The sequence below is a fragment of the Sphingobacteriales bacterium genome, assembly GCA_016711285.1.
In the GTDB taxonomy this organism is placed as follows: Bacteria; Bacteroidota; Bacteroidia; order Chitinophagales; family UBA2359; genus JADJTG01.
The window spans coordinates 873288-890854 of the sequence record JADJTG010000002.1; the positions used below are offsets into that span (position 1 = coordinate 873288).

Here is a 17567-nt window from a genome sequence, read left to right on the forward strand (position 1 = left end):
TTTTCTACCTCCTGACGCAGCGGGCGCACCCAATTCGGATATGGCGGACGATAAATAGACAAGGGCATTTCATCAAATAATTGCACACTGCGTGTATCAGCGACAGATAGTAATTGCATCATTCATTATTTAAGTTGCGAAAAAAAGAAAAATGCGCTTATTTGGTAAGTCCCGGAATAGGTGTGCCAATGGCGGCATTCGGCTCCATCAGGTGCAGAAAATTGGCTAAAGTGGGGGCAATGTCGGTAATCCATACGGGGCGTGCCGACTCGCCCGCTTTGATGCGCCAGCCATACCACAACAAAGGAATGTGGGTATCGTAATTGTAGCCGGAGCCGTGCGTAGTGCCGCCTTTAACAGCATATTCTCCCTCAAACCAAGCGGGTTCGAGCATAAAAACAATATCACCGGAGCGTTTTTGATGAAAACCTTTTCGAAAACGCTCTACCTGCATATTATTGGGCAAAGCAGTGCGCAAAGTGCGGCGGTCAAAAGCATAGACAATGCCCTCTATTTTTTCCAATAAATCAACAGTCATTGCTTCTAAATTTTCTATACCCACTCCGGCAGCCTGAGCTAATGCATGGTTGAAATAAACATTTTGATTAATCACTGCACTCACCCACTGTAAAGAATCGGGAGTACGATAAAAATGGTTGAAATATTCATTGAGTTCGGTTTGCAATTGTGTTTCGGATATAACACCGGCAGGAATACGCAAACTTTGCATGTGGGCGGGGGTTTCAGCACCGCCATGGTCGGCAGTCAAAAACACGAGTACATTTTTTTTACCAATATATTTATCCAAAAATTTCAAAAATCGTTCTATATCCCTGTCCAAACGCACATAGCAATCTTCTACTTCTATAGAGCGCACGCCAAATTGATGTCCGATATAGTCGGGTGAGGAAAAACTCAAAGCCAAAAAATCGGTATAGTCGCCTCTGCCCATTTTTTCGGCTTGCAGAGCTTCTATGGCAAAATCAACCGTAAATGTATTGCCATAAGGTGTGGCGCGTATGAGGTCGTTGTTGTAAAGACCCCGTGCTTTGATGGTATCTAAGGTATAAGGGAAATGGGCTTCGGGAGCGTTTTTAAAAGGATTTTTGAACTGTTGCGTATCAGAAAGGCTTTCGTAGTAGTCGGTGATGGGGAGATAAGTATCCCAGATATTGTGTAAATAATTTGTGGCAAATTGTTTTTCGTTAAAATTTTGTACCCAAGCGGGGAGCTGCTGCATATAGTAAGTGCTGCTAATCCAATTACCCGTAGCACCATCAAACCAATAGGCGGCATTCGGGATATGTCCGGCGGGCAGAATAGAGCCTCTGTCTTTGAGGCAGATGCCAATGACTTTGGAGCGCATATTTGACCACAGACGCAACTCATCGGTGATGGTGGTTGCCAATAACAAATTTGGCGACATCAGCCCCGCCAGAGAGGTGCTACCGACAGTTTGTACGGTTGTATCTTCACAGGTATAAATCGTAGATTCCCTTTCGCGCACATACCAGTTGTTGCCTACAATGCCGTGCCATTCGGGGGTAGTGCCGGTGTAGATAGAAGCGTGACCGGGACCGGTGTAAGTGGGCACATAATTATATTGTGTATTTTGGCAATTAAAACCCTCGCGCAAGAGCCGTTTGAAACCGCCATCGCCATATTTATCCCAGTAGCGATACAAATAGTCGTAGCGCATTTGGTCAATGACAATACCGATGACCAATTTGGGGTGATTATCGGGCGAAGTAGTGACAAGGTGAGATTTCTGTGCCAAAGCCGCAGTATGGCAAATGCCACAGTACAGCATCAACGATATAATATGTTTGTAAAAAAAGGAATACATATACAGCAAAAAGATGATTGGTTATTAATTGCTAAAAACAACGCTTATTTCCAGCCCAAATCTACCCATACAGGCAAATGGTCGGATATGTTGCGGGCTTTTTCATAGTCTTTAAAGTTTTTCACAAAATCAATAACTCCGCTACGCAGGGCTTTCATGATTTGTTTTTCGTAAAAAATATTATCATAGGGTTCGGATAAATAATCATTTTCGGCGTATTTGCTTTTGAGGCTTGTTTTTTGTCCGAGTAAAGCAGGCGAAAATTCATTATGTATTTGCGTAAAAGCATCGTGATGAGCATCTAAATTAAAATCACCCAAAAACACGACATTATCGACGGGATAGGTTTCTTGAATACGATACAACTGCATTATTTCATTTTCGGGCTGTTTTTCGGGCGGTACGGCATGAAAGTTAATCAGCAACAAATCTTTACTACCCACCTGAAAACGCGCCATATAAGGTTCGCGGGCAATGGTGCGCTCAAAAGGCTTCACGAGCATCGCTTTATTGTATAGCTTTACCTTGGATTGTTTCCATATATAAGCATACCGCTCCGAAGTTCCTTTACCTTCGGTGGGGTCGCTGATGGTATAATCCCAATCGCCGCCTTTATTGTTGAGGGCTTCTGCCAAACGCGCCACGCCCTGCGCTCCGTCGCTGCTCACATTAATCTCCTGTAATGCTATTATATCATACGATTTCAGCAAACTCGCCATAAAATCAATTTCGGCATCGTCTTTACTTTTTCCAAAATTACACACATTCCACGACACCAAATTAAATGCTTTTTTAACGGGCTTTTGTTCGGCAGGAATGGGGTCGCTGCTTTCAGAAGAAGAAGTTACGGGCGCATTTCTGTAATCGTCAATAAAAGTTCTGATATTTTGAAGCAGTTGGCGAATCTCTTGAGGTAAAAATGCGGGAGGCTCGGTAGCAAGTGCCACAATGACCAACAATACAGGTGTTAAAAATACCAACGAAAGCAGCCAACGGCGTAATTTAGTTATCATCTATAAAAAAATAAGATAAAAATATTTGAGGTTGCTAAGTTAAAGAACTTGTAGCAAGTTTTTCAAAAAAAGGCACTCACAAGTTTATAAATCATTTAAAATGAATCAATTAGATTACAGAAAAGATTTTAACAAACTATAATAAATGATATATATGTCGCTAAAAAAATTAGTATGATATTATATTTTTGCGCAACTTTACGGCTTATAAAAAAAATTATACCAACACACCATGAAAGCAATTACTATTCTTCGCATTGCAGCAATAATGGGTGCACTGGCAGTTATTTTTGGAGCTTTTGGTGCACACGCCCTCAAAGCACGGCTGAGTCCCGACCGCTTATTATCGTATCAAACGGCAGTCACCTACCAATTTTATCATACATTGGCACTGTTGGCAATCGGTATTTGGTGGCAGCAGCAAAGTTCGGCTACTTTTTTAAGTACAGTGGCTTGGTGCTGGCTGGCTGGAGTCATGCTGTTTTCGGGTTCTATCTATTTATTAAGCACACAGGAAATTACACAGATATCCTTCGGATTTTTAGGACCTGTCACGCCACTCGGAGGTCTGTGTTTTATTGCGGGCTGGTTGCTGTTATTTTGGAATTTACTCAAATATCCCACCACATAAGTCAATTATATACTTTTTAATACGAATGGAATAATAGAGCGACTTTGTCGTTTAGTATCGTTATAAACCCATTTTTAGGCATTATTTTTGTTTGTGTATTTTTTTATAATTTTCTTTAAAAGAAGTCGCCGTTGCCTTTATTCAATCGTAATATAATATGGAGAGAGTTTTATTATATTGTATAGCATTCATTGTCATTTTATCTTACAACACCAAGAGCTATGCTCAAATTACGTCCGAAGAACAAGCCGAAATTGATTCTTTGGCGGTGTTGTATATTAATCAGTATCAGCAATATGCGATTTCAGAGATGTATCGCACCGGAATTCCCGCCAGTATAAAATTGGCACAGGCACTCCACGAAACCAACTATGGCAGAAGCCGTTTGGCTGTTTTAGCAAATAATCATTTCGGTGCCAAATGCCACAATACTTGGTTTGGTGCTACTATTTCATACACTGACGACCGACCCAATGAGTGTTTCAGAAAGTATGAAAGCGTATATGAATCATATATTAATCATGCTAAAATATTAGAAAAAGACCGTTATAAATTTTTATTTCGCTTAGACCGTTCCGATTATAAAGGCTGGTGCTTTGGTTTAAAAACCGCTGGCTATGCCACCGACCCGCGCTATGCCGGAAAACTTATCAATATCATTGAACGCTACCGTCTGCATTTATACGATTTTGCACAAAATGGTGAATATATTGCTGCCTATTCGCCTACACAATCTTCTTTTGTACAAACCGCAGATGCTATAGTTGCCCACACACAGCAGCCCGTTCCGCGCGAACAATATGTATTATCTGCACTACAAACACAAAATACCCCTACTATTCCTGCTGCCGCTATTGTTGCGCAGCCGCACGCCATACCCAAATATTTAGGCTATCGCCCTATTCAATATATCAATGGAGCAGAAGTTGTCACTTATCGTCATCCTGTATATCCTGCACAAATCGCAGAAAAATACAATTGTGATTTAGATAAACTCTTAGATTGGAACGACATACAAACCAACGACACCATCGCTGCCAATACGCCCATTTATTTGGCAGAACGCCGCAGCAAAAGTGATAAAAAATATAAAAAACACGAAGTACAAAAAGGTGAAACCATAGAACAAGTTGCACTGAAATACGGCGTAAAAACAGGGGCTTTGCGCGAGCGCAACCATTTGGAGGCGGGCGAAGAACTTGCCGCAGGTACGGTGCTGTATTTGCGCAAAAAAGCCCCGCATATCACTGAAATTACGAAAGAAACAGCTCCTGCCTCAACAACAGCCATCGCCCCAAAAAAGGAAGATACCCAAAACCAATCTGAACAACAGCAGGTGCACGGCACTCGCCAAAATTCCGTTGTGCCGCCACTTCCCAAACAAAGCGGTACGCCCACCACCTCCACAAAAATAAATCCTGCAACAACAGATACACCTCGCAAACTCGCCATCAGCTATCCGCCGCAAGGCACTAAAATTATCATTCGCGAAAACACCATCGCCTACCACGATGCTCAAAGTGATATTTCAGGTCCAGCAGTTACCGCCCACAATTTTCCGGCAAATACTACTCCGGCAGCTGCTCCTGTTGTTGATGCACCCGCAGCAACTCCCGCTGGCGTTCCTATGAACGAGCGTCTTTATCACAAAGTAACCGCCGGCGACACCTTGTTCAGCCTCGCCAAACGCTACCAATGCAGTATTGATTATATTTGTAGTATGAACAGCAGTATCAAAAAAAATAAAATAGTAGCAGGTTCTTTGTTGCGTGTGCGCTAAAAAAATACATGTTGTTAAAAATCAACTTTTAAAAAAAAACATAAACAATCCGTTTACGACATCATTTCTATAAAAAAACACTGCCTTGCTCTTACAGCAGGGCATTTTTGTTTTTATTTGCAACATTAAAAAAACAGCGCGACAACATTTATTATTTATGAATACCTCTTTACGACAACTGTTTTTGCAACATGTAGCCCAAACCAGCGATGCGCCTTTGCAGTTGGAAATTAACCGCGCCGAAGGTATGTATTTATACAGTCCCGACGGGCAACGCTATATGGATTTAATAGCCGGTATCGGTGTGAGCAATGTAGGGCATTGTCACCCGCACGTTGTTCAAGCTGTGCAGGAGCAAGCCGCCCGCTACATGCACCTGATGGTGTATGGCGAATATATTTATTATCCGCAAGTACAATTATCCAAATTGCTGTGCGCACAACTGCCGCCTTCCTTGAACAATGTGTATCTTACCAACTCGGGGGCAGAGGCTGTAGAAGGTGCTATGAAACTCGCTAAACGCTACACCGAGCGACCTGAAATAATTTCTTTTAAAAACGCCTATCACGGCAGCACGCAAGGAGCATTGAGCATTATGGGCGATGAACTTCTCAAAAATAAAGTGCGCCCACTGCTTCCTGCCACGCGCACCCTGCACTACAATGTAAAAGAAGATATAGCAGCCATCACTACACAAACGGCGGCAGTGGTGGCGGAGGTGGTGCAAGCCGAAGCGGGAGTTATTGCCGCCGATGCCGAATTTTTACAAGCCCTGCGGAAGCATTGCACCGAACAGGGAGTATTGCTTATTTTTGATGAAATACAAAGCGGTTTCGGACGGTGCGGCACGCTGTTTGCCTTTGAGCAATACGGCGTAGTACCGGATATACTGCTGCTCGCCAAAGGAATGGGCGGCGGCTTACCGATTGGAGCCTTCATCGCCGATAAAAAAATAATGAGCAGTTTGAGCCACGACCCCGTTTTAGGACACATCACTACTTTTGGTGGCAATGCAGTATGTGCGGCGGCGGCACTGGCAACTTTGGAAGTGCTGTTGCAAAATAACCTGATGGCAGAGGTAAAAGAAAAAGAGCAATGTTTTTTACAATATTTACAACACCCGCGCATCAAAGCAGTGCGCAGCAAAGGTTTGATGATAGCTGTAGAATTGGACAGTTTTGATACCGTGCTGCAAAGCGTACAATATTGCATAAAAAACGGCATCATCGTAGATTGGTTTTTATTTGCGCCCCACTGCCTGCGCATTGCACCGCCTTTATTGATTACGCCCGAAGAAATACAAACCGCCTGCACGATTATCACGAAAAGTTTGGATTAAAAAATATATTTCCTGTTATATTTCATTAAATATGCTTTATTTTGCCTTCTCGTATGATGACAATACAACAAATACAAGAAAGTGCAGCTTATTTGCGCTCGCGCGGCTTTGAAGCGGCTACCGCCGGTATTATTTTAGGTTCGGGTTTGGGAAAATTAGTGCATCAGGTAGAAGATACCATTATTATACCTTATTCCGAAATTCCACACTTTCCGCTTTCTACGGTTACTTTTCACGAGGGCAACCTGATTTTTGGCACTATTGCCGGAAAAAAAGTGATATTGATGCAAGGGCGGTTTCACTTGTACGAAGGCTACGCCGCCTGGCAAATCACCTATCCTTTGCGTGTAATGCACGCAATCGGTATCGAAAATTTGTTGGTGAGCAATGCCGCCGGCGCACTCAATCCGGCACTGAACAAAGGTGATATTATGCTCATTGAAGACCATATCAATATGATGGGCGACTCGCCACTCAATTTGCCGAATATCAACGATTTCGGGGAGCGTTTTGTGGATATGTACGAGCCTTACAGTGTTGCTTTGCGCCAGCAACTCAGCCACATCGCCGAACAAAAAAATATTCATCTGCCTTCGGGGGTGTATGTAGCTTTGTTGGGACCACAGTTAGAAACCAAAGCCGAATACCGCTTTTTGCGCCTTATCGGTGCTGATGCCGTAGGTATGAGCACTGTTCCCGAAGCCATTGTTGCCAAACAATTACAGATTCCTTGTTTGGCGGTTTCGGTGCTCACCGATGAATGTGACGAAGCGCGCCTCAAGCCGGTAAATGATATTCAGGAAATAATAGATATTGCCAATGCCGCCGACAAACAATTGGTGGTGTTGTTCAAGGAGTTGCTGCAGGTGTTGTAAAAAAAAACGGATACCTCTTAAAATAGCAAAACTCTCAACGATTTTATTGCTCTTTCAGCATACCCACCTGCCGGAAACGCTCAAAAACCTGCTCGCTGTGGGGTGCATCGCGGAGTTCTTCGCTCAAATCCTGCCCTGCCCAGTGTTCATAATGTGTGCCGGTATGCCACAAGCGGCTTGCACTTACATCGTAGATAATGCCCTTATAAGCCACCCATACTTCGGGGCGGTCTTGTCCGTTGCGCAGTGCCAACTGAGTGCGTGTGTAGAAGGGTAAAGAGTGCATTTTTGCAAAATCGCAACAAAATTATACCTTTATCGCTGCATTTTACAACCCTTTTGCGCTTTCGTACATCTTTTTCCAAAAGCCTCTTTATTTTTGTTCCATGCTATTTTCTCGTTTTTTAAAATTTTGGTGTGTGTGGTCTTGTTTTCTGCTGCCTTTGGTGGCACAACAGGATTTTCCTTTGGGTACTTGGCGCAATCATCTGCCTTATAATGAACCCACCTGCATCGCACAAGCCGGCAATCGTTATTATTGCGGCACTAATAATTCGGGTGTGTTTTATTACGATGCCGATGACAATGAATTGCGTGGGCTTTCCACTATCGAAGGGCTTTCGGAAATCGGTGTGCAGCAACTCGCCTACTCCGACAGCCGCCAACTGTTGTTCATCGCCTATCAAAACTCCAACATAGATATTTTGCTGCAAAACGGTGCTGTAAAAAATGTGAGCGACCTGAAAGAAGAGTCTATGAGCGGCGATAAAAATATTTATGATATAATGCTCACCGACTCGCTGGCATATTTAGCAACGGGTTTTGGTATTGTAGTGATGGATTTGGAAGATTTTTTAATCCGCGATACTTACTACATTGGTAACAACAACAGCACTTTGCGCTGCTATGCCCTTGCCCAAGATGCCAACCTGCTGATGGCTGCCACCGAAAACGGCGTGTATTATGCGCCGAGCAATGCCGAATTGCTGTTTAGTTCAGAAACGTGGAGCCGCTTTGACGAAACAGAGGGCTTGCCCACTGACAATGTACGGCATTTGGTGTATATCAATCAAACATTTTATGCCGCCGATGATACGAAAATATATCGCTACAACGACAATAGTTGGGAAAATTTTTATGCCCTGCCCGCCACTTGGAGCATACAAAATATGAGTGCTAACGGCGAAAAACTGATGGTGTGCGAAAATCATGCTCCCGACAACGAGAATATTACCGAAGCCCGCATCGCTTATTTTGATGCGGTTACTTCATTTCAAAGCCCTTTGTATTTACAAGCACCCACTATTTACCGCCCCCGCGAAGTTGTTTTTTCTGCCAGTACACAAACCTTTTGGATAGCCGATTTTTATGCCGCCCTCACCCAAGCCTCTGCTACTCAGGTATTGGGGCAATACAGCATCAATGCGCCGGGCAGCAATGTACTGCGTATGGCTGTAAAAAAACGGCAAGTGTATGTAGCCCCGGGCGGCGTAGCTTCCAACGGCGCGGCTCTTTACAATCGCGATGGTTTTTATCGCTACAACACCGAAAATTATTGGGAAAATTATAACATCTACAATACCTCTTTTATCAACGACAACGGCTTGTACGATTTTATCCGCATCACAAATCACCCTACCCAAGATATTACTTATTTCGGAATGAACGGCAAAGGACTATTGGAATGGAAACCGGAAGGATTTACGCTCTACAACGCCTCCAACAGTGCGCTGCGTGCCGCCACTGGCGATCCCAACGCCACAAAAGTATGCGGATTGGAGTGGGATAAAAGCCAAAACTTGTGGATAGCCAACTACGGCGCAGAAAAACCCATAGTGGTAAAAACAGCAGCAGGTGAATGGCTTTCTTTCGATAATGGAAATGTATTCAGTACCGAAAACAGCTTTTTTGATGTGGCGATAGATGGCTACAACAACAAATGGTTTTTGGTGCGCACCAATGGAATAGTGGTATATGACAGTGGTGATGATATTGCCGATGATAATGACGACCGTTATCGCTGGCTCACAACCACCTCCGCCGATATGCCCACCAACGACATTTTGTGTATGCAAACCGACCGCGAAGGCGAAGTATGGATAGGTACTGCCGATGGCGTAGTGGTTTTTTATTGTGGGTATGATATTTTTAATACCGCCTGCAAAGCTGAACAACCCATTGTGGACATCAACGGAAAATTGGCGCGGCTCTTAGACGGCGAGCGCGTGTTGAGCATTGCCGTAGATGGTGCCAACCGCAAGTGGATAGGCTCTGAATCGGGGCTGTATTTAATATCTGCAGACGGGCGGGAGCAGTTGGCGGCATTTAACCGCAGCAACAGCCCTTTGCCTTCCAATATCATCAAAACACTCGCCATTGACCACGAAAGCGGCGAGTTATTTATAGGTACGGATAAAGGAATCGTTTCTTACAAAGCCGATGCTACACAGGGCGCGCGCAATTTTGACAATATTTTAGTATATCCCAATCGGTGCGCCCCGATTACGAAGGTGATATAGCCATAAAAGGTTTAGTAGAAGATGCACAGGTAAAAATCACCGACATCAGTGGTCGTTTGGTGTATGAAACCACCGCTTTGGGCGGGCAGGCAATATGGAACGGCAAAACCTACGAGGGCAAGCGCGTACAAACAGGTGTATATTTAGTACTCGCCACCAATACCGATGGCAGCGAAGCGGCAGTAGCAAAAATATTTATGATACACTGATAAAGCAGGATACTTTGAAGCAGGTAGGTACTTCGGAAGTACTCCCCTGCTTCAGAACTTCCCCCATTTAGTTTTGCTTAATTTTCGTAAAGTTCTGATAAAAACTTCCTTCCTTCAAAAAGAAGGAATTGAGAGAGGTACATTTTTTTATGTTCTTTACGCTAAATTTCACGTTCTCGACGTAAAAATTTACGGTAGCAGACGTAAACGATGCACCTTTGAACCTAAAATATAGCATAGATGCAATAGAAGTATTCTTTTGATAAATGTATGGCTGCTTCATTGAGGGTTTATTTTGGCTAAGTACCTGTGATTGCTTAAATTCGGAAATAAAACGGAAAGATTGCCTTTTTTGATAAAAAATATACATTCAGGTAAGTTTTTTTAGCATTATTTTTGCCACACAATATACTCATTGACTTCGCTGCGTGGTTTGTAGCCCTTGGCAGCATAGCATACTACATACACAACTTACCTATGTCGCTTACAAAACCCGCCACTCCTACTCCTTCGCAACTCATTGTGCGCATTTCCTGTCCCGATGAAAAAGGCTTAATTTATCGCATTTCCAAAGTAATATTTGAAGAAGGCTATAATATCATCGAAAACGATGAATTTGTTGATGAAGAAAAAGACCATTTTTTCTATCGCTGTGTATTGTCTGCACCCACCACTACCGACGAAGGCAAGCAGTTGGTGCAAAGATTGCGCGATACGCTGTTGCCCGGTGCTTTTATTGAGGCATTGCCCAACCGAAGCAAAAAAATATTGCTGATGGCAACGAAGGAGCACCATTGTTTGGGCGATTTGCTGCTGCGCTGCCACTACCGCCACCTCAACGCCCAAATTGTAGGCGTGGTGAGCAACCACGAAATATTACGCGATTTGGTAGAAAAATTCCATTTGCCTTTTCACTGCATCAGTGCAGAAGGGCTCAGCCGCGAAGCCCACGAAGCTCAGGTATTGGAGTTGTTGCAGACTTTTTCTTTTGATTATATCGTGCTGGCAAAATATATGCGTATTTTGAGTTCGGAATTTGTGCAACACTATCGCCACCGCATCATCAACATTCATCATTCTTTTTTGCCGGCATTTATCGGAGCAAATCCCTATCGCCAAGCCTTCGAGCGGGGTGTAAAAATTGTCGGAGCTACTGCGCACTTTGTCAATGAAAACTTAGACGACGGACCCATTATTCATCAGGACATCACGCGCACTGACCACAACTACAACGACAAAGAAATGGCGCGTATGGGCAAAGATGTAGAAACTTTGGTATTGGCAAAAGCCTTAGAATGGGTATTACAGGAGCGCGTAATGATCAACGGCAACAAAACGATCATTTTCTGATTATATCCCATATTTTTACCCTTTCAAAAAAAACATAATGAATAATTTCATATACTGGTTAGAAAGTTGGCAGATTTTAGATACCAAAATTTTTAATTATAACGATTCGGTAAATTTACTGTTTCGTTTAGGGGTCAATCTATTGGTGAGTTTTGTATTAATCCACTACATTTATTATCCCAAACGTCAAGATAAAGAATACTATTTTACTTTTGTAGTATTAAATACGCTGGTATTTTTTGTATGCCATTTGCTCAGTGAAGTAAAATTTGAATTAGGTTTCGCTTTCGGCATTTTTGCCCTATTTTCCATTCTACGATATCGCACTACTACCCTGCCGGTGGTAGAGATGAGCTATCTATTTGCCGTTATTGCCATTGGGTTGGTCAATGCGATGAGCAATAAAAAAGTGAGCTATTTTGAGCTTCTTTTTACCAACGTTTTTATTACAGGCGTTATTTATATATTAGATGTCGTGTGGATGTCAAAGCAGGTGGCTTTTCAAACAATAGTATATGAAAAAATAGAAAATATCAAGCCCGAAAACCGCGAGCAGCTCATCACCGACCTCAGCAAGCGCACAGGGCTGAATATCACTCGCGTAGAAGTAGGTCAAATCAATTTTATCAACGATTCGGCACGCATCAAATTATTTTATATGCCCGAAAAAGGAAATATTATCAGTTCGCCCGAAAGAGGCTGACCTTTACGGAGCTACCGGGTATTTTTTTAAAAAGGACTGGCATAATTGGGGTTGTTGAGAAAAGAAGTATCGGTAAAAGTTTTCAAAAAAGCCAGCAAAGCCGCTTTATCCGCTTCATTCATGTGTACCCCCCCTGGCGATTCTGCCCCGATAATCGGGTGCAGCGTAGGCGAACTTTGAATACCCTCGCTGTAATGATTGATGACTTCTTCCAACGTAGCAAAACGCCCGTCGTGCATATAAGGAGCGGTCATTTCAATATTGCGCAAAGTAGGGATACGAAACATACCATTATCATTGGCATCTTTTGTAAAATTTCCCAAACCTTTATCCGCAAAACCGAAAAAATCGCCCACGGCATCTAAGCCGTTGTTGCCAAAATTGTTGTTGGTTGCCAACACACCGCCATGGCAGTGGTAGCAGTTGCCCACTTCTGTATTAAAAACCTCTTTCCCGCGCAATTCCTCTTCCGTAAAAAACACCCCCGAACCATTTTGCTGCGCCAAATCAAATTTGCTTTTGCCCGAAATGAGGGTACGCACAAATTGTGCAATGGCAGCAGTAGCACGCTCGCGGGTGGCAGTGTGCGTACCGAATGCCTTGCCAAACCGGTCGGGGTACTGCGGGTGGCGGTTGAGGCGTTGCAGGGCTTCGTCCCAAGTTATGTTCATTTCTATGGGATTCTCTACCGGCTCGCCCGCCTGCGACTCCAAAGAAGCGTGTCTGCCGTCCCACATAAAATGCTGGCTATACACCAAATTTATCAAAGCCATCGACTGCCGCACACCTTCTGCGCCGCTAATGCCTTTGCTGAAGCGATTGGGATCGGAAAAACCGTGTTCCTGACGATGGCACGAAGCACAAGATTGCGTGCTGTCGCCGGAGAGGATAGGGTCGTAAAAAAGATGCCTGCCCAAATCGAGCATTTCTACATTAACAGTGTCAAAGGCGGCGGGCAAAGGTGGCAAACCTTTGGGCGCGGTAAGTGCCGCCAAAGTAGGATCGGGATATACAGGTTCGGGTGTGGGATCTTCTTTCGGGTCGCAAGCTGCCAGCACAACCGACAGCAGCCCATACACAGCAAATGCACGAAAACGCTTCATATTTGATAAACGCCGCAAAGTGAAGTTTAGTTGTTAAATAGTATTCTTAATCAAAAACAGTTGTGATTTTATAAAAACAGCATCTAAATTAATAAAAAAATTCGATAAATCTCTGATATTTATGTTGTAAAGGCATATTTTAGCCATATATAACCTGTATTTTATTGCTACCTTTGCAATAATTTTAATCATTTTTATCCTTCTTTTCAAAAAAAACATTTTCCGAAATCATGGCTAAACAAAAAATTGTTGATTTACTTGGAGATAAGGCTTCGTATTTGCTGGAGCATAAAAGCAGCACTATCGGCAAAAACGATATTATACACACCGGTCCGAATTATGTAGGCGACATTTGGGCAAGTCAATCGAATCGCAGCGTGCCCGTAGTGCGCAATATCGCCGCTTTGTACAACAATGGTCGCCTCGCCAACAGCGGTTATGTATCCATTTTACCCGTTGACCAAGGCATTGAACACACCGCAGGTGCCTCATTTGCTCCCAATCCCATTTATTTTGACCCCGATAATATCGTAAAACTCGCCATCGAAGGCGGTTGCAATGCCGTAGCTTCTACATTTGGCGTATTGGGTATTGTGGCTCGTAAATATGCCCACCGTATTCCTTTTATCGTAAAAATCAACCACAACGAACTTCTTACTTATCCCAATAAATATGATCAGGTATTGTTTGGTACTGTGAAAAGTGCGTGGGAAATGGGTGCCGCCGCCATTGGTGCTACTATTTATTTCGGCTCCCCCGAAAGTGCACGCCAAATTACGGAAATCGCCGAAGCCTTTGATTATGCCCACGAACTCGGCTTGGCAACGGTGCTGTGGTGCTACACGCGCAATAACAGTTTCAAAAAAGACGGCATAGACTATCACGTTTCTGCCGACCTCACCGGACAAGCCAATCATTTGGGCGTAACGATTCAGGCAGATATGATTAAGCAAAAATTAGCAGAAAACAACGGCGGTTTCAAAGCAATTAATTTTGCCAAAACCAACGAAAAAATGTATTCGCAACTCAGCAGCAACCACCCGATAGATTTGTGCCGCTACCAAGTAGCCAACTGCTATATGGGTCGTGTGGGATTAATCAATTCCGGCGGCGAGGCGAGCGGAGCGAGCGATATGGCTGATGCCGTCACTACGGCGGTTATCAACAAAAGAGCTGGCGGTTGCGGTTTGATTTCGGGCAGAAAAGCTTTCCAACGCCCAATGAAAGAAGGCGTAGCTTTGCTGAACGCCATTCAGGACGTGTACTTAGATAAAACCATTACACTGGCATAATTATCTCCTCTTATCGTCCTTTTTGAAAATATAGCAAAGACCTGCAAAACTGCTTCAAAATGCTTGCATAAGCGGCCAAATAAAGGTAGTTTTGCAGGTTTCTTATTTATATAATTTTTTTATTTTTTTTAAAGAAAAAAGATGTCAGGCACTAATGAAGGATATGTACGCCACACCTGCGATGAGCGCGGCGTAGCTACTGTTGAGTTTTTTCCCCCGCAAAGCAATTCTTTGCCTTCTGCTATTTTGGAACAATTAGCGGCAACCATTACGGCGGTGAGCCAAGATGCAGCCACCAAAGTAATTGTATTGCGCAGTGGCGGCAACCGCACTTTTTGTGCCGGAGCCAGCTTTGATGAGTTGGCGGCTATCCAAAACGAAACTGAAGGAACGCACTTTTTTTCGGGTTTTGCACACGTTATCAATGCTTTGCGCCGCAGCCCGCAATTAGTGATAGGCAGGGTGCAGGGAAAAGCCGTTGGCGGCGGTGTAGGCTTGGCAGCCGCTACCGATTATTGTTTTGCCACCGCCGAAGCCGCCGTTAAGTTGAGCGAATTGGCGGTAGGTATCGGACCTTTTGTGGTAGGACCGGCAGTGGAGCGCAAAGTGGGCTTGTCGGCAATGAGCCAGCTCACCATCAAAGCTACCGAATGGAAAAGTTCGGCGTGGGCATTGCAGCGCGGTTTATATGCCGAAGTATTCGACAGCATCGAAGCAATGGACACCGCCATTGACACACTCGCTGCTACGCTTTCGCAATCCAATCCCGCAGCAACAGCGATGCTCAAAAGCATCTTTTGGCAGGGCACCGACAGTTGGGACAGCCTCCTATTGGAACGCGCCGCCATTAGCGGGCAGTTGGTAACTTCCGAATTTACGCGTAACGCCATCACCCGTTTCAAAGCCGGATAATGCTTTATTGGCTTGCACTATTCTTTTTTGTTAAAAATAAAATAGACAACATAAACAAACATATTTTTATATACACAACACATGACTAAAATATATCTTTTCGTTTTGGGATTGAGTTTAATAAACTTTTTTAAATGCGAACCCAAAAATATAAAAAACAGCACACCCGATGCCAACCACAGCAGCACCGCTACTACAACCTCATTGCCTAGCAGTTTGAAGTTAGTATCTTATAATGTAGAAAATTTATTTGATACGATTGACGACCCCACAAAAGACGATGAGGATTTTCTGCCCAACGGCGACTTGAAATGGGACGGAGAACGTTATGAAAAAAAATTGGATAAGCTCAATCAAGTAATTGAAGATGCGGGCGGCGGCAGCTATCCGGCTATTTTGGGCTTGGTAGAAATAGAAAACGAAAAAGTATTGAAAGATTTATTGGCAAATGCGGGCAAAAGCAGTCAATATGGTATTGTGCATCAGGAGTCGCCCGATGAGCGCGGCATTGATGTAGCATTGTTGTATGATAAAAATTTGTTTAGTTTGGATAAAGAAGAGTTTTTGCAGGTAAATTTTCCGCCGCCGTTTTCCAACGACCACACCCGCGAAATTTTGCATGCCATCACCCACATTCAAGGCGATGAAGTACACTTTTTTGTCAATCACTGGCCCTCACGGCGCGAAGGCGATGCCAAAAGCGAACCCAAACGCGTAGCCGCCGCCGCCACACTCAAAAAAGCAGTACAGGAAGTTCAAAACAAAAACTCCAACGCAAAAATTATCATCATGGGCGACTTCAACGACCAACCGCAAGACAAAAGTTTGCAACAAACCTTGGGTGCTAAATTATCTATGAAGCCTATTGCCGACAAAGAACTCTATAATCTAACAGCAGTGCTACAAAATAAAGGAATAGGCTCTTACAACTATCAGGGCAACTGGCAAATGATTGATAATTTAGTGGTGAATGACAAAGTACTCAACAGCACCAAAGGATTGCACAGCGATGCCGGAAAATTGGACGTTTTTGAAAAAGATTACATGATGTTCAAACACCCGAAATACGGTGCTTCGCCGAGCCGCACCTACTCCGGCAACAAGTATATCGGCGATTACAGCGACCACTTGCCATTGGTATTGGAAATAGATATTATTCCTTGATAAAGGGATCAGTATGATGAAAAAAATATTTCCGACAGCTGTTTTATTATTAAATTTAATGATATTTTCCCATTGTTCGGAACACAACAAATTAGAGGAAAAGGGATTTGCTGTACAAAATACGAGCGAAAGCTACAATGACGAAGCACCCGCTCATCGTGCGGCAGGTTTGGCAATGGCGGATACTGTGCCTTTTATTACCCAACCGCGCAATGTACTATTAACTACCAACACTGCCCATCGTTTAGTACCCGTTTACAAAGTAAACTACGACAGGCAGCAGCAGCCTTTTACTGGTGAAAATGCCTTTCACGGAAACGCTTGGGACATAGCCGATATACCGGCAAATAATCAATGGAACGACCATTTTATACCCGGTTTTGAAGCAATGTCCGGCTATAATTTAGTCAATGTTTCGCATTTTAATCATCAGCTCAAAACAGAAAATCGTTTTTTTGAACAGGCAGTGCTGATTAAAACGCTGTATTATCCGGCTTTCTCAAAAGACACTTTAAACGGAAAACCACTTCAACGAAATTTTTATATGATTTCGGCGTATGATGAAGATACAAACAAAGACGGTTTTATCAATACCAAAGACCTGCGCCGCTTATATTATTTTGATATAAATGCACAAAATCCGACACCGCTGATTCCCAAAAATTGTTCGGTGATGAGTTCGGAATACGACCCCGCCAACGATATGATGTATGTGTTTGCCAAAATAGATAAAAATAATAACGGAAAAATGGAATATGAAGAAGCTACACAAATATTTTGGATAGATTTGAACAATCCTGCAAACACAGGGCTTCAGTACAAATAATATTT

General features: G+C 43.4%; 16 protein-coding genes. 12 read left to right on the forward strand and 4 right to left on the reverse strand.

What is annotated here, in order from left to right:
• Nucleotides 1–157 precede the first annotated feature (157 nt).
• On the reverse strand, nucleotides 158–1846 hold the full coding sequence (locus IPL35_03995) for an alkaline phosphatase family protein (GenBank protein MBK8442617.1): 1689 nt from the start codon (nucleotides 1844–1846) through the stop codon (nucleotides 158–160).
• Nucleotides 1847–1890: 44 nt separating this feature from the next.
• Entirely contained in the window at nucleotides 1891–2859 is a 969-nt protein-coding gene (locus tag IPL35_04000; protein MBK8442618.1) for an endonuclease/exonuclease/phosphatase family protein, read from the reverse strand.
• A gap of 232 nt (nucleotides 2860–3091) precedes the next feature.
• Here IPL35_04000 and IPL35_04005 point away from each other — a divergent pair, with 232 nt between their 5' ends.
• From IPL35_04005 to IPL35_04020, 4 genes are all read left to right on the forward strand, one after another.
• A complete protein-coding gene (locus IPL35_04005) occupies nucleotides 3092–3490 on the forward strand; it encodes a DUF423 domain-containing protein (protein MBK8442619.1) in 399 nt (132 codons plus the stop codon).
• 157 nt (nucleotides 3491–3647) lie between these two features.
• Nucleotides 3648–5270, forward strand: a complete 1623-nt coding sequence (locus IPL35_04010) for a glucosaminidase domain-containing protein (protein MBK8442620.1) — start codon at nucleotides 3648–3650, stop codon at nucleotides 5268–5270.
• Between the two features lie 157 nt (nucleotides 5271–5427).
• Nucleotides 5428–6609 (forward strand): aspartate aminotransferase family protein, encoded by a 1182-nt coding sequence (locus tag IPL35_04015; protein MBK8442621.1) that lies wholly within the window; start codon nucleotides 5428–5430, stop codon nucleotides 6607–6609.
• 56 nt (nucleotides 6610–6665) lie between these two features.
• Entirely contained in the window at nucleotides 6666–7484 is an 819-nt protein-coding gene (locus tag IPL35_04020) for a purine-nucleoside phosphorylase (GenBank protein MBK8442622.1), read from the forward strand.
• Nucleotides 7485–7527: 43 nt separating this feature from the next.
• Here the strand turns inward: IPL35_04020 and IPL35_04025 are convergent, their stop codons facing one another.
• Nucleotides 7528–7770 carry a cytochrome b5 gene (locus tag IPL35_04025; GenBank protein ID MBK8442623.1) on the reverse strand — a complete coding sequence of 81 codons (243 nt, stop codon included), beginning with the start codon at nucleotides 7768–7770 and terminating at the stop codon, nucleotides 7528–7530.
• 133 nt (nucleotides 7771–7903) lie between these two features.
• Between IPL35_04025 and IPL35_04030 the strand changes: the two genes are divergently transcribed.
• The 4 genes from IPL35_04030 to IPL35_04045 all read left to right on the forward strand — a co-directional run bounded on the left by IPL35_04030 (nucleotide 7904) and on the right by IPL35_04045 (nucleotide 12265).
• Nucleotides 7904–10003: a hypothetical protein gene (locus IPL35_04030; GenBank protein MBK8442624.1), complete on the forward strand. Its 2100-nt coding sequence runs from the start codon at nucleotides 7904–7906 to the stop codon at nucleotides 10001–10003.
• Nucleotides 9976–10212 (forward strand): T9SS type A sorting domain-containing protein, encoded by a 237-nt coding sequence (locus IPL35_04035; protein ID MBK8442625.1) that lies wholly within the window; start codon nucleotides 9976–9978, stop codon nucleotides 10210–10212. The genes IPL35_04030 and IPL35_04035 overlap by 28 nt, the downstream gene beginning before the upstream one ends.
• Nucleotides 10213–10689: 477 nt before the next feature.
• Nucleotides 10690–11562, forward strand: a complete 873-nt coding sequence (gene purU, locus IPL35_04040) for a formyltetrahydrofolate deformylase (GenBank protein ID MBK8442626.1) — start codon at nucleotides 10690–10692, stop codon at nucleotides 11560–11562.
• A gap of 37 nt (nucleotides 11563–11599) precedes the next feature.
• Nucleotides 11600–12265 (forward strand): DUF4956 domain-containing protein, encoded by a 666-nt coding sequence (locus IPL35_04045; protein MBK8442627.1) that lies wholly within the window; start codon nucleotides 11600–11602, stop codon nucleotides 12263–12265.
• A gap of 26 nt (nucleotides 12266–12291) precedes the next feature.
• Here the strand turns inward: IPL35_04045 and IPL35_04050 are convergent, their stop codons facing one another.
• Nucleotides 12292–13368 carry a c-type cytochrome gene (locus tag IPL35_04050; protein MBK8442628.1) on the reverse strand — a complete coding sequence of 359 codons (1077 nt, stop codon included), beginning with the start codon at nucleotides 13366–13368 and terminating at the stop codon, nucleotides 12292–12294.
• Between the two features lie 230 nt (nucleotides 13369–13598).
• Here IPL35_04050 and IPL35_04055 point away from each other — a divergent pair, with 230 nt between their 5' ends.
• From IPL35_04055 to IPL35_04070, 4 genes are all read left to right on the forward strand, one after another.
• The gene (locus IPL35_04055; protein MBK8442629.1) at nucleotides 13599–14660 is read left to right on the forward strand and encodes a class I fructose-bisphosphate aldolase; all 1062 of its coding nucleotides are present in this window, start codon (nucleotides 13599–13601) and stop codon (nucleotides 14658–14660) included.
• A 141-nt stretch (nucleotides 14661–14801) separates the two neighbouring features.
• Nucleotides 14802–15572 (forward strand): enoyl-CoA hydratase/isomerase family protein, encoded by a 771-nt coding sequence (locus IPL35_04060; protein MBK8442630.1) that lies wholly within the window; start codon nucleotides 14802–14804, stop codon nucleotides 15570–15572.
• 81 nt (nucleotides 15573–15653) lie between these two features.
• The gene (locus IPL35_04065; GenBank protein MBK8442631.1) at nucleotides 15654–16736 is read left to right on the forward strand and encodes an endonuclease/exonuclease/phosphatase family protein; all 1083 of its coding nucleotides are present in this window, start codon (nucleotides 15654–15656) and stop codon (nucleotides 16734–16736) included.
• 16 nt (nucleotides 16737–16752) lie between these two features.
• Nucleotides 16753–17562: an EF-hand domain-containing protein gene (locus tag IPL35_04070; GenBank protein MBK8442632.1), complete on the forward strand. Its 810-nt coding sequence runs from the start codon at nucleotides 16753–16755 to the stop codon at nucleotides 17560–17562.
• The last annotated feature ends 5 nt before the right edge of the window (nucleotides 17563–17567 follow it).